The sequence below is a fragment of the Streptomyces clavifer genome, from assembly GCF_036345975.1.
GTDB classification, from domain to species: Bacteria; Actinomycetota; Actinomycetes; order Streptomycetales; family Streptomycetaceae; genus Streptomyces; species Streptomyces clavifer.
Window position 1 is genome coordinate 2,347,265 of the sequence record NZ_CP107793.1, and the last position, 13,069, is coordinate 2,360,333.

At 73.8% G+C, this 13,069-nt stretch carries 10 protein-coding genes; 8 read left to right on the forward strand and 2 right to left on the reverse strand.

Annotated features, from left to right (window positions below):
* Positions 1–55 precede the first annotated feature (55 nt).
* A complete protein-coding gene (locus OG927_RS10150; RefSeq protein ID WP_330320018.1) occupies positions 56–1,513 on the forward strand; it encodes an acyl-CoA synthetase in 1,458 nt (485 codons plus the stop codon).
* A gap of 19 nt (positions 1,514–1,532) precedes the next feature.
* Positions 1,533–2,870, forward strand: coding sequence for a carboxyl transferase domain-containing protein (locus tag OG927_RS10155; RefSeq protein WP_330321310.1), 1,338 nt, complete (start codon positions 1,533–1,535; stop codon positions 2,868–2,870).
* A gap of 85 nt (positions 2,871–2,955) precedes the next feature.
* Here the strand turns inward: OG927_RS10155 and OG927_RS10160 are convergent, their stop codons facing one another.
* Together OG927_RS10160 and OG927_RS10165 are read right to left on the reverse strand one after the other, a co-directional pair.
* Positions 2,956–4,224 (reverse strand): MFS transporter, encoded by a 1,269-nt coding sequence (locus OG927_RS10160; protein ID WP_330320019.1) that lies wholly within the window; start codon positions 4,222–4,224, stop codon positions 2,956–2,958.
* 60 nt (positions 4,225–4,284) lie between these two features.
* On the reverse strand, positions 4,285–4,785 hold the full coding sequence (locus tag OG927_RS10165) for a hypothetical protein (protein WP_124282462.1): 501 nt from the start codon (positions 4,783–4,785) through the stop codon (positions 4,285–4,287).
* Between the two features lie 670 nt (positions 4,786–5,455).
* Between OG927_RS10165 and OG927_RS10170 the strand changes: the two genes are divergently transcribed.
* From OG927_RS10170 to OG927_RS10195, 6 genes are all read left to right on the forward strand, one after another.
* Entirely contained in the window at positions 5,456–7,276 is a 1,821-nt protein-coding gene (locus OG927_RS10170) for an amino acid adenylation domain-containing protein (protein ID WP_330320020.1), read from the forward strand.
* 50 nt (positions 7,277–7,326) lie between these two features.
* Positions 7,327–8,298, forward strand: coding sequence for a chlorinating enzyme (locus OG927_RS10175; RefSeq protein ID WP_209470575.1), 972 nt, complete (start codon positions 7,327–7,329; stop codon positions 8,296–8,298).
* Positions 8,295–9,539 carry an alpha/beta fold hydrolase gene (locus OG927_RS10180; RefSeq protein WP_330320021.1) on the forward strand — a complete coding sequence of 415 codons (1,245 nt, stop codon included), beginning with the start codon at positions 8,295–8,297 and terminating at the stop codon, positions 9,537–9,539. The genes OG927_RS10175 and OG927_RS10180 overlap by 4 nt, the downstream gene beginning before the upstream one ends.
* Positions 9,536–10,993, forward strand: a complete 1,458-nt coding sequence (locus OG927_RS10185) for an FkbM family methyltransferase (RefSeq protein ID WP_330320022.1) — start codon at positions 9,536–9,538, stop codon at positions 10,991–10,993. The genes OG927_RS10180 and OG927_RS10185 overlap by 4 nt, the downstream gene beginning before the upstream one ends.
* A 76-nt stretch (positions 10,994–11,069) precedes the next feature.
* Positions 11,070–11,870: a thioesterase II family protein gene (locus OG927_RS10190; RefSeq protein WP_124282458.1), complete on the forward strand. Its 801-nt coding sequence runs from the start codon at positions 11,070–11,072 to the stop codon at positions 11,868–11,870.
* A complete protein-coding gene (locus OG927_RS10195; protein ID WP_330320023.1) occupies positions 11,867–13,057 on the forward strand; it encodes an acyl-CoA dehydrogenase family protein in 1,191 nt (396 codons plus the stop codon). Before OG927_RS10190 ends, OG927_RS10195 begins: the two co-directional genes overlap by 4 nt.
* The last annotated feature ends 12 nt before the right edge of the window (positions 13,058–13,069 follow it).

Genomic DNA, 13,069 nt, shown 5'->3' on the forward strand with positions numbered 1-13,069 from the left:
TCATCTCCAGCCGCATTCCTCCGGCGCCGGAGCCCGTTGGCCCTAGGCTCGCACCGTGATCCCTCTTCTGCCTGCGCTGCACGAGACGTCCGGCACCACGGCCTCCCGGGAAGCCGTCCGGTTCGGCGACCACGTCCTGACCTACGCACAGCTGGCCGGTGCGTCCGCCTCCCTCGCGCACCGGATCGCGGGCGCGGGGCGGGTCGCCGTCTGGGCCACGTCCACCCCCCGGACGGTGGTCGCGGTGGTGGCGGCCCTGCGGGCGGGCGTACCCGCCGTACCGCTCAATCCGCGGACCGGCGGGCACGAGCTGGCGCACATCCTGGCCGACAGCACGCCCTCGGTGGTGCTGGCCGGGGCGGGCGACGAACTGCCCGCCGCGCTGGACGCCCTGGAACGGATCGACGTCGACACGGCGGCGGTCTCCTCCTACGCTCCCCCGCCCGAGCCGCCCCCCGAGTCCCCCGCGCTGATCGTGTACACCTCCGGCACGACGGGTCCGCCGAAGGGCGCGGTGCTCCCCCGCCGGGCGGTCGCCGCCTCGCTGGACGCGCTGGAGGACGCCTGGCAGTGGACCGGTGACGACGTCCTCGTGCACGCCCTGCCCCTGTTCCACGTGCACGGGCTGATCCTGGGCGTCCTCGGCCCGCTGCGCAGGGGCGGTTCGGTGCGCCACCTCGGCCGGTTCAGCGTCGAGGGGGTGGCCCGGGAGCTGCTCGCCGGGGGCACGATGCTGTTCGGCGTCCCCACGATGTACCACCGGCTGGCCGGGGCACTGGCCGATCCGGCCGTCTCCGGGAGCCTCACGAAGGCCCTGGCGGGCGCCCGGCTGCTGGTCTCCGGCTCGGCGGCGCTGCCGGTCCACGACCACGAGCGGATCGCGGCGGCCACGGGCCGCCGGGTCATCGAGCGGTACGGGATGACGGAGACCCTGATGAACACGGGCGTGCGGGCCGACGGCGCACCGCGCGCGGGGACGGTCGGCCCGCCGCTGTCCGGCGTGGAGCTTCGGCTCGTCGAGGAGGACGGCAGCGTGCTCGACGACACCGCGTCCATCGGCGAGATCCAGGTGCGCGGCCCGAACCTCTTCACCGGCTATCTGAACCGCCCCGACGCGACGGCCGCGGCCTTCACCGGGGACGGCTGGTTCCGGACGGGCGACATGGCCACGATCGACGCCGACGGCTATGTGCGGATCGTCGGCCGCAAGGCCACCGACCTGATCAAGAGCGGCGGTTACAAGATCGGCGCGGGTGAGATCGAGAACGCGCTGCTGGACCACCCGGGGGTGCGCGAGGCCGCCGTGACCGGTGAGCCGGATGCCGATCTCGGCGAGCGGATCGTCGCGTGGGTGGTGCCCGCCGACCCGGCGTCGCCGCCGGGCGAGCGGGAGCTGGCGGACCATGTGGCGGACCGGCTGGCCCCCCACAAGCGGCCGCGCGTCGTGCGCTATCTCGACGTCCTGCCCCGCAACGAGCTGGGCAAGATCATGAAGAGGTCGCTCGGTGTCTAGCGCGCACGGCGGCGGCCGTGTGTCGGCTCGGGAGGCCGTCGCCGCCCTCACGGGCAGCTTCACCGAGCACCGCCCGCCCGGGCACCCCGTACGGACGGACGGCCCGCTCGGCTGGAGCGGTTACGACGACTCCCGGGCCCGCGCCGCGGCCCGGACCGGCGAGGAGGAGTCCGTCCTCTACGGGGTCGCCACCGTCGAGGGCCTCCCCTGTGTCCTGGTCTCCTTCGAATTCGGCTTCCTGGGCGGCTCGCTCGGCGGGCGCACCGGGGACCGGCTGGAGGCCGCGTACGCGCTCGCCGGTGAGCGGCGCCTCCCGCTCGTCTCACTCGTCGCGACCGGGGGCAGCCGGATGCAGGAGGGCATGATCGCGCTGATACAGCTCCAGCGGGTGGCCCGCGCCTCGGCGGGGCTGCGCGCGGCGGGGCTGCCGCAGATCGCGGTGCTGCGGGATCCGACGACCGGTGGCGGCTGGGCGACCGTGGGTGCCGGCGCCGACGTGGTGCTGGCGCTGCCAGGGGCCCAGATCGGGTTCGCCGGGTCCCGGGTACGGCCCGCCGACGCGGATCCGTACGCGTACTCGGCCGAGGGGCAGCTGGCGGCGGGGCACGTCGACGCGGTCGTGCCGCCCGGGGAGCTGGCCGGGACGCTGGGCCGGTGGCTGACCGTGCTCACGGCGGCCGGACCGGCGGCGGCGCCCGTCCCGGCCGCACTGTCGGACACGGCCCTGCCGGAGACCGGCTGGGACGCGGTGCGGCAGGCCCGCGCGGCGGAGCGGCCGCGGGCCGGGGCGTACCTGGACGCGTACTTCGACTTCCGGCTGCCCCTGAACGGCGACCGGTGCGGCGGCACCGATCCCGGGATGCTCTGCGGGGCGGGGCTGCACGGCGGACAGCCGGTGGTGTACGTCGCCCAGTGCGGCACCGCCACCCGCCCGGCCGGCTACCGCACGGCGGCCCGCGTGATCCGGCTCGCTGACCGGCTCGGCCTGCCGGTGCTGACGCTCATCGACACCCCCGGCGCCGCCAACGACGCGGAGGCGGAGCGGGCGGGCGCGGGGGCGGCCATCGCCGACACCTTCGCGGCGATCGCCGCCGCCCGGGTGCCGGTGACGACCCTGGTCATCGGCGAGGGCGGGTCGGGGGGCGCGCTGGCCCTCGCCTCGCCCGACCGCACGCATGTCACCGCGGACAGCTACTTCTCCGTGATCGCACCGGAGTTGGCGGCGGCCATCCTGAAGCGCGGCCCCGAGGACGTACGGGCCACCGCCGATCAGCTCCGCATCCGCCCGCAGGACCTGGTGGAGCTGGGGGTCGCCCGCTCGGTCGTGGGCCCGGCCCCGCTGCCCGGTCCGCCCTGATCCCGGTCGGTACCGCTCCCCGGTCCGTACCGTCCCCCGCCGGCCCTGATCCCCGGTCCGTCCTGACCGGGGATCAGGGCAGTGGCTAGGGCTGCGGGGCCCGCGCGTCGTACCGGGCGAAACCGCGCCACCGCAGCCCCAGCAGGCACACCAGCAGCACGCACGCGATGCCGCCGCCGGTCACGGCCACGGCCGGGGAGGTCAGGTCGGCGACGGAGCCCGCGACGAGGTCGCCGAGCCGTGGGCCACCCGCCACGACGACGATGAACACGCCCTGCAGCCGCCCCCGCATCTCGTCGGGCACCGCCGCCTGCAGCATGGTGTTGCGGAAGACCATCGAGATGGAGTCGGCGCATCCGGCGAGCGCCAGCAGGGCCAGGCCGGGCCAGAGCTGCCGGGTCAGCCCGAACACGGCGATCGCACCGCCCCAGCAGGCCACGGCGATCAGCACCGCGAGCCCGTGCCGCCGGATCCGTCCCAGCCATCCGGAGAAGACGCTGCCGAGGAGCGCCCCGAGTGCCGGGGCGGCGACCAGCAGTCCGGTGGTCCTGGCATCGCCGCCGAACCACACCACGGCGATCACCGGGAACAGGGCGCGGGGGTGGGCGAGCACCATGGCGCACAGGTCGCTGAAGAAGGTCATGCGCAGATTGGGCCGGGTGCCCAGGAAGCGCAGCCCGTCCGCGACGGACGCCCGCTCGGCGCCCTTCCCGCCCGCCGCGCGGTCGGGGAGCATCGAGGGCAGCCGCCACATCGCGTACAGCGAGGCGGTGAAGGTGACGGCATCGACGGTGTACGCGGCCCGGTAGCCCCACCAGCCCACGATGAGGCCGCCGATCATCGGGCCGACGAGGGCACCCGTCGTGGAGGTCATGGCGTTCAGCGCGTTGGCCGCGGGCAGTTGTCCGGGCGGCAGCAGCCGGGCGATCATCGAGCTGCGGGCCGGGGAGTTGAGGGCGAAGCAGACGGCCTGGAGCGCGACGACCGCGTACAGGAGCCGCACGTCCTCCACACCGGCGAAGGTGACGGCGGCCAGCCCCACGGAGAGCACGAACGATCCCGCCGCGCTGAAGAGGCCCAGCTTGCGCCGGTCGACGGTGTCCGCGACGGCCCCGCTGTACAGCCCGAGCAGCACCAGCGGTACGAACGAGCAGAGACCGATCAGCCCGACCGAGAACGCGGACCCGGTGATGTCGTAGACCTGCAGCGAGACGGCCAGCGCCGTCATGCCCTGCCCGATCCAGGAGACGGTGTTGCCGAACCAGAGCCGCCGGTAGTCGGGCGAGGTCCGCAGGGGCGTCAGGTCGGCGAGTATGCGCGTGCGGGGTACAGGTTCTTCGGCCGTTTCGGTCACAGGGGATGGTAGCGACCGCGTACGGTGCGGGACCCGCCGTCCGGGCGGGCCCCGCACCGGTCACGCGCAGGCGGCCGGGTCCGGCGGGCCCGTCCGTACCGCGCTGATCCTCACCGGGACGCTGCTGTCGACGGACCCGTCCGGGCGGTGGACGGTCGAGACTCCGGCGCTGGTGAAGGACGCCCCCTTCTGCGTCGCGTCCTGGGCGATGTCCACCCAGCCCGTCACGGCGCCGCCCTCGTCGTGCCACGTCTCCCGTATGCGGTAGGCGAAGGTGCCGGCCCCCGCCCTGCTCCAGCCGCCTTCACTGGCGCCGGCCGGGGACACCAGGCACACCGTCCGGTCCGGCCGGAAGGACAGCTGCACCTCGTAGGCCGCGCCCTCGCGCGTCACCTGCGCCTGCCAGCTCCCGACCGGGACGGCGTACCGCGGGGACGCCTGCGCGGTCTGGACCGCGAGCGGGGACAGCAGACCGACGGCGGCCGCACAGGCTGCGGCCCGCCGGGCCGGTCTCGACGTGGGGTTCTTCCGCTCCAGCCGCTCGGGCTTCATCCGGTTCATGTGCGGAGTCTCGCCGGGCGGGCTCTCACCGCGCTCGACCGCTGCTGCAGCGGACGCGCCGCGGTGCGCCACGGCCGGCCGGTGACAGGTTTACGAAGTCCCGGGATTCCCCGAATCGGTGACGTGTTTACGAAGTCCCGGGATTCCCCGGATCAGTGGAGTGGGGACGAGTCCCGGGAATGAGGGAACTTACGGCTGGAATCGGCGCCTTGTGCGTTCCGGACCCGGGGTCGACCGGAAGGCCCGCCCCGCCTCGCACTTCTCATGTCGTCGCAGCCAGCGGCCGATTCCGCACGCCATGGGAGGAATGTATTCCGCGGCGGGTCCGGCAGGGGTTACCACCCGCCCGAATGACCGGAATTCCCCCACACCGACAGGAAAGCCAAGCGTGTCGCTCGTGGCGGACATCTCCCAGGTCACGAGCGTGCCGACGGTGTGGGCCGGTGATCCGGGGAGGTGCGGGGCCAGGGGTGCCGGAGGTGCGGTGGGGTTGCCCGGACGGATCAACCGAACGAACATGACGATTCGTGCCTCAGGCCGACCCGAAGATCGACTGTTCCGATGTTTCTTTCGCCCGAACCCGCCCAGGAATTGTCGATTCCTCGGCGCCCGTCGGCGTCCCGAGAACGCAAGTGCCCCGCACCATGGCGTCCAGCAGGAGGGAAACAGAGTGGAGTCAGGGGAACGCACGCTCATCACGCTGTTCGAAGAGGTCGCGAACCGCTTCCCGCACCGGGTCGCCGTCACGGCAGGTGATCAAGAGCTCCGCTACCGGGAACTGGACCGCCGGGCGAACGCGGTCGCACGGCGCCTGCGGGAATCAGGAGCCACGGGCGAGGCGCCCGTGGCCCTCCTCCTCCCGCGCGGCGTCGAATTGGCCATCGGCCTGCTCGGTGTCCTCAAGGCCGGCGCGGCGTACGTCCCTCTGGACCCGGACCACCCGGGCGAGCGCATCACCTGGACCCTGGAGGACACGGGCGCCTCGCACGTCGTGACCGTGCCCGGGTTCGCGGACCTGCTCGCGGGGTCGGACGTCCTCACCGTGCCGGTCGGGGAGGACGCCGAGGCGGGGGTGCCCGCCGTGCGCGAAGGCCTGCCGCGCCCGGAGGACCTGGCCTACGTCATCCACACCTCCGGCTCCACGGGCCTGCCCAAGGGGGTCGCGGTCGAACACCGCCACGTCGTCCGTCTCTTCGACGTGACCCACCCGCTGTTCGGCTTCGACGAGCACGACGTCTGGGCGCTGTTCCACTCCGTCGCCTTCGATTTCTCGGTCTGGGAGTTCTGGGGCGCGCTGCTCTTCGGCGGCAGGCTCGTCATCGTGCCGAAGCCGGTGGCCCGTTCGCCCCGCGCCCTGCACGAGCTGCTGCGGGCCCAGGGGGTGACCGTTCTCAGTCAGACCGCTTCGGCCTTCGCCCGGCTGGCCGCCGCCGACGACGGGGCCGAGCGCCCGTTGACCGCGCTGCGCACGGTGGTGTTCGGCGGGGAACGGCTCGATGTCGGCCGACTGCGGGGGTGGATGGCCCGCCACGGTGACGCGCGCCCCCGTCTGGTCAACATGTACGGCATCACCGAGGCCACCGTGCACGCCTCCCACCGACTGATCACCACCGCCGACCTCGACGCCCCGGGAGTGAGTCCGATCGGCGTCCCGTTGCCGGACCTGGTCTTCCACGTGCTCGACGAGGACGGCGGTCCGGTCGCCGAAGGCGTGGCCGGGGAGCTGTATCTGTCGGGCGCCGGTCTGGCCAGGGGGTACCTGGGCCGCCCGGAGCTGACGAAGGAACGTTTCATCGAGCTTGCGGACCCGGCGGGGGGCGTCTGCCGTGCCTACCGGACGGGTGACCGCGTGCTGGCCATGCCCGACGGCGACCACGTCTACCTCGGCCGCACCGACGACCAGGTGAAGATCCGGGGCTATCGTGTCGAGCCCGGGGAGGTGGAGGCGGTGCTGCTCCGTGCCCCGGAGGTCTCGGCGGCGGTGGTCCTCGCCCACAGCTACGGCGAGGACGACATGCGCCTGATCGCCCACGTCGTCTCCGCCGGCGAACCGTCCGCACTCGCCCCTCGCCTGGGAGAGCTGGCCGCCGGCCTCCTGCCCGAGCACATGCGGCCCTCCGCCTACCTCGTCCGGACCGAGTTGCCGCTCACCCCCAACGGGAAGGTGGACAGGGCCCGCCTGCCCGCGCCGACCCCCGGGGGGACGAGCGCGCCCGTCGCCGAGCCGGACGAGATCCCGGCGGTGCTCACCGAGACCGAGCGGCGGATCGGGCTGATCTGGCAGGCCGTGCTGGAGGTGCCCCGAGTGGGCCTGAACACGGACTTCTTCGATCTCGGCGGCACCTCGCTGTCGTTGTTGCGCATGTTCGAGCGCGTCAACGCGGAGTTCGGCACGGATCTGGACATCACCGTGCTGATCGAGGCGGCCAGCGTCGCCGAGCTCGCGCAGAAGGTCGAGGCGGCGGGGGCCGTCTCTCCCCCGCCCCGTTGACCCGAACCCCCGTCCCGCAACGTACCGGCAGCCCACTCCCTGGAGGACGCATGTCCGCACGTCCCGACCGCGCGCCCGGCCCGGACTTCTCGCTCAGCCCCGAGGAACTGGCGGCCTTCCACCGCGACGGCTACGCGGGCCCCTTCACCCTCTACGAGCCGGACGAGATCAACGCGATCTGGTCGCGCACCCGCCGGGAGCTCCTGGACCGCAGTGCCGCCGTCTACAGCGACGACGCCGCCGTGTCGGGGGCGACCAACATCTCCAACTACGACCGCCATCTCGACCACGCCTTCCTCGCCGACCACGTCACCCGGCCCGAGATCGTCCACCGCGTGGCATCCGTCCTCGGCCCCGACGTGCTCTGCTGGCGCACCGAGTTCTTCCCCAAGTACCCCGGGGACGAGGGAACCGACTGGCACCAGGCGGACACCTTCGCCAACGCTTCCGGAACCCCGCAGATCCAGTGGCCCGGAGGGTCCGACTTCGGCGGCACCATCACCGTCTGGTCCGCCTTCACCGAGGCGAGCGCGAAGATGGGCGCCCTCCAGTTCATCCCCGGCACCCATCGCACGATGCACTACGACGAGACCAAGCGGATGCACTACTCCCCGGACAGCAACACCTCCGTCGACAAGGACGGCGTCCGGCGCGGCTTCTTCGGATACGACTACCGGGAACTCCAGATCGACCCCGACTGGAAGCCGGACGAGTCGCAAGCGGTCTCGATGGAGATGCGTCCGGGGCAGTTCATCGTCTTCTGGTCCACCCTGATGCACGCCTCGCACCCGCACGAGGGGAGCACCAAGGACATGCGCATGGGCTTCGCCTCCCGCTATGTGCCCACCTCCGTGCGCGTCTATCCCGACACCGTCGCGATCGAGGAGTACGGCGGCAGGGTCGGCCTCGACCGCTACGGGGCCGTCTTGGTCAGCGGCGACGACGAGCACGGCCACAACCGCATCGCCGAACGCACCACCCGCGACCATCCCTTCACCACCAGGCCCCCGGTCCGGGCGTGACGTCGCCCGCGACACGGACGGGCGTCGCCCCCGGCGCGTCCCCGGGGGACACACTCGCCCGTGCCCTGCTGGACACGGGCTCCGTCCTCCGCGCCGGCACCGGGCGGCTGCGGGTCGCGCCCACCTCACCGGTGAGCGCCGCCCGGCTCCCCGCGTTCCAGAGCCTGCTCGATCGCCTGTCCCGCGCGCTCGGACTTCCCGGACCGGAGCTCGTGGCGACCTCGGAGGGGCTGACCGCGCCGGAGCTCGCGGTCGGCCGCCGGCTGGCCGTGGGCAACACGGAAGGCGCTGGTCGCCCCGGAGACACGGCGGCTGCCGGGAACGCGGTCGTACCGGAGCTCGACGACCGGGCCGTGGCCGAGACCGCGCACCGGGCGCGCACAGCCTTCCCCGGCCCGCCCCTGGTGCTGACCGCGCGGGACGGCACACCCCTGCGGTGCTGGGCCGCCGGCCCCCCGGACGCTCCGGCCGTAGCCGTGGTCGGTGCCTGCGGGATGCCCGTCGGACTGACGGTGAACTGGCTCGCGGCACTCTCCACTCGGTACCGCGTGGTCACCTGGGAGAGCCGGGGGCTGTTCGCCACCGGTGAGGGAGCCGGGCCCGGCGGCCCGGTCGACCACTCCGTCGAGGCCCAGAGCGAGGACCTCCTCGCCGTTCTCGACGGGTTCGGCATCGCCAGGGCGCACGCACTCGGCCTGTGCGGGGGCGTGGTGGTCGCGCTGGCCGCCGCCGCCCGATCCGAGCGGATCGACTCACTGAGCCTGTGGCACGGCGACTGGGAACTCGGCGACGCGGCGCCCAAGACCACCCATCAGCGGGACATGGAGTCCCTGCTCGCCATGGCCGCCCGGGGCCCGAAGCAGGCAGCCGGGCTGCACCGGATACTCAGTCGCCCCTCCACCCTGGACGGGCTGCGCCCCGATCTCGCCCATTACCTCGTCCACCCCTACGCCACCGCAGAACTCCTCTACCGGTACGGGCAGTTGAACGGGACGCTGATGACCACCGACTGCCGGAAACTGCTCACCGCGCACCAACCGGCCCTCGTCGTCACCAGCGACCAGGACACCACCGCGCACCCGGCCGGCTCCGTCCACGTCGCACGGCACCTGCCGGCCGCCGAGCTGCGCGTCCTGCCGACCGGGGACCACCTCGGCGCCTTCGACGCGCGGCCCCATCTCGTCACCCTGGCGGAGGAGTTCCTGCGCTCCGTGACCGACCACCCCCGGAAGGACACATGAACGTCCACAGCGCGGCCGGGACCGGCCGCTCGACACCGGCCGCCGAGGTCCTCGCCCGGCATCCCGCCGTGGCCGAGGTCGTGATCGTCGACGAGCCGGGGACCCCCGGCGGCCACGCCCGGATCGTTCCGGACCGGGAGACGGCCCGGACTCTGAGCCGGTCCGTCGTCCTCGAAGCGGCGGACCGGCTCGGCGGCCTCGCCTGGCACGAGCCCGCCGACACGATCCGGGTGGCCGGTCTCAACCGGGGCGAGACCGACTTCCTGTATCGGGAGATCTTCGTCGAGGGCGCCTACTTCCGGCACGGCATCACCCTGCCCCGGGCACCGGTCGTGCTCGACGTGGGGGCGAACATCGGCATGTTCTCCCTCCGTGCCGGGCTCGCGGCGCCCGGCGCCCGGGTCATCGCCGTCGAACCGGTGGCCGAACTCGCCGCCGCCGTACGCCTCAACGCCGAGCTCCACGGGCTGGACGTCACGGTGCTGCCGACCGCGCTCGGGCGGGAGCAGGGCGAGACCTCGTTCACGTTCTATCCGCACAACAGCGTGATGTCCGGGCGGTACGCGGACGCGGCGCAGGACGCGGAGGTGCTGCGCGGCTACCTGCTGACCGGTGACGACCCGGGGGCGGAGAGCGCGGGCGAGGACCCGGGCGGGGACGGCCGGTCGCGTTCCCTGGACCGGCTCGTCGGCGACCGGCTGGCCGCACGCCCGCGCCGGGTTCCCGTCACCACCCTCGGCAACGTGATCCGCGACCACGGCCTCACCCGCGTGGACCTGCTGAAGATCGACGTGGAGAAGGCCGAGTCCGAGGTCCTGGCGGGACTCGACGAGGAGACCTGGGAGCGCGTGGAGCAGGTCGTGGTGGAGGTCCACGACATCGAGGGGCGCCTGCAGGAAGTCCTGGGAACGCTGCGGGACCGGGGGTTCGACGTCACGCATGACCAGGATCCCCGACTGGCGTTGACCCCTTGTCACAATGTGTACGCCCGGCGCCCCCGGGCCGGCGTCGGCGCCCCTCCCGCCCCCGTCTTCGACGGCGTCCCCACCCTGCGCCGGCTGGAGGGGGAACTGCGCGAACTCCTCGCCCGCGCACTGCCGTCGGCCCCACCGCCGGGGCGCTGGACGGCCGTCCCCCACCTCGGCCCCGCTCCTGGGGCCCCCGCACCGGCCGCGCCCGCATCACCGGCCCCGGCGGCCGTCGCACCCGAGAGGGTCGCCGTCCTCGCGCGCGCCTGGACCGACCTGTTCGGTGCGGACGCCCTACGCTCGGGCGCCGACTTCTTCGAACTCGGCGGCGACTCGCTGACCGCGGTCCGGCTGCTGGCCCGGGTGGAGGACGAGCTGGGCCCGGACGCCCTCACCCCGGATCTGATCTTCACCGACGGCACATTCGCGGGGCTGGCCGCCGCCCTGGGAAGCGGCCGGCCGGCCGAGGAAGCGCCGCGTCCCTGAGCGCCGTGCGGCCGGGACACCGGCACCGCACGGCGCCACCCGCCCGCCGACCTGCGGCACCTCACAGGAGGACGTGATGAACATCCGGGCCGAGCGCCCTCCTCAGGACCCGGCGGGGCGCTGGTTCCACCGCCTCGCGCCCCGCCCGGCGGCCGCCCTGACCCTGGTCTGCGTGCCGCACGCGGGCGCCGGAACCGCCGCCTTCGGGCCGTGGGCCGACCTGCTGCCCCCCGAGATCGAGCCGGTGGCCGTGCGGCTGCCCGGACGGGAGAGCCGGCTGCGCGATCCCGTGCCGTCGGACTGGCCGGCCCTGGCGCAGGAGTTCTCCCTCGCCCTGGAGCGGTGGATCACCGGCCCCTACCTGCTGTTCGGACACAGCATGGGCGCGATGCTGGTCTACGAGGCCGTCGTGCGCGGCCTGGCCCGCCCACCCGTGCGCGTGCTGCTGTCGGGCTGCCGGGCGCCCCATGTGCCCCGCGCGCTGCCGGCCATCCACGATCTGCCGACCGAGCGGTTCCGTGCCGAGCTCGGCCGACTGGCCGGCACCCCGGGGGCGGTGATCGCGGCCCCTCGGCTGATGGCCCTGCTGGAGCCCTCGCTCCGCGCCGACATCCGGCTCGCCGAGACCTGGTCCCGGCCCGCCGGCGCCGCCGACGTCCTGCCGGTGCCCGCCACCGTCTTCGCCGGCCTGGACGACGCGGTGGCGCCGCCCGCCGCGGTGTCCGCCTGGCAGTCCCTGGCCCCGCACGGGTTCCGGCGGAGGCAGGTCGGGGGCGGACACTTCTTCCCCTACGAACGCGCCCCCGAGTTCCTCGGACTGCTCAACGACGAGCTCGCCCTGTGCCTCGGCACGCCACGGAGGAGCCACCCATCGTGAAATCACCCTATTTCACCCTCGAACACGAAGCCTTCCGCGCTGAGGTCCGGGCCTTCCTCGACGCCGAGGTGGTCCCGCACGCGGCCCGCTGGGACGAGACGGGAAGTGTGCCCCCGGAATTGTGGAAGAGCCTGGGGCGGCGCGGCTGGCTGGGCCTGGCGCACCCGAAGGAAGCCGATGGCGGCGCGCGTGACCTGTTCACCTCCGTGGTCTTCCTGGAGGAACTCGGCCGCACCGGCTTCGGCGGGCTGCGGGCGGCCGTCTCGGTGCACGCCTACATGGCCACCCACTACCTCGCCCGGTTCGGCGGGCCCGAGCTGGTCCGGACCCATCTGGCACCGGCCGTGCGCGGGGACCGGGTCTCGGCACTGGCCATCACCGAGCCCGGGGCGGGCGCCGACCTCTCCGGGCTGTCCGTCACCGCCGAGCGGGTGGGCGACCGGTTCGTGGTCGACGGCGTCAAGTCGATGGTCAGCAACGGCATGACCGCCGACTTCCTGGTCGTCGCCGTGCGGACCGGCCCGGCCGGCCAGGGCCCGCGCGGGGCCACCGGGCTCTCCCTGCTGGTGGTCGACACCGACCTGCCCGGAATCACCCGGGTCCGGCAGCGCACCCTCGGCTGGCGCTCGGCCGGTACCGCCGCCCTCACCTTCCACTCGGTCCACGTCCCCGCCGATCGCGTCGTCGGCCGGCTCGACCACGGCTTCTACTACCTGATGCGCGGGCTGCAACTGGAGCGCCTGGTGGCGGCCGTGCTGGCCGTGGGCGGTGCGGAACGGGCTCTGGAGGACCTGTGCGCCTTCCTCCGGGAGCGTTCCGTGGCCGGCAGCGTCCTCGCCGGGCGTCAGGCGCTGGTGCACCGGATCGCGGACCTCAGCACCGACCTGGCCGCGACGCGTCAACTCGTCCACCACACCGCCTGGTTGTACGAGCAGGGCGGCCTGCCCGCAGTGGAGTGCTCCATGGCCAAGCTGCGTGCCACGGAGCTCGCCTGCCGGGTTGCCGACGCAGCCCTGCAGTTGCAGGGCTCGCACGGCTATATGGAGGAGTCCTCGGCGGCCCGGGCCCATCGCGACGCCCGCGCCGCCACCATCGCCGCCGGTCCCAGCGAGGTCCTGCGAGACCTCATCGGCCGGGACCGGCTGAACCGGCCCGGCACCCCGGCGTCCCCCGCGAGGAGGGCATGAGGGCCGACACGA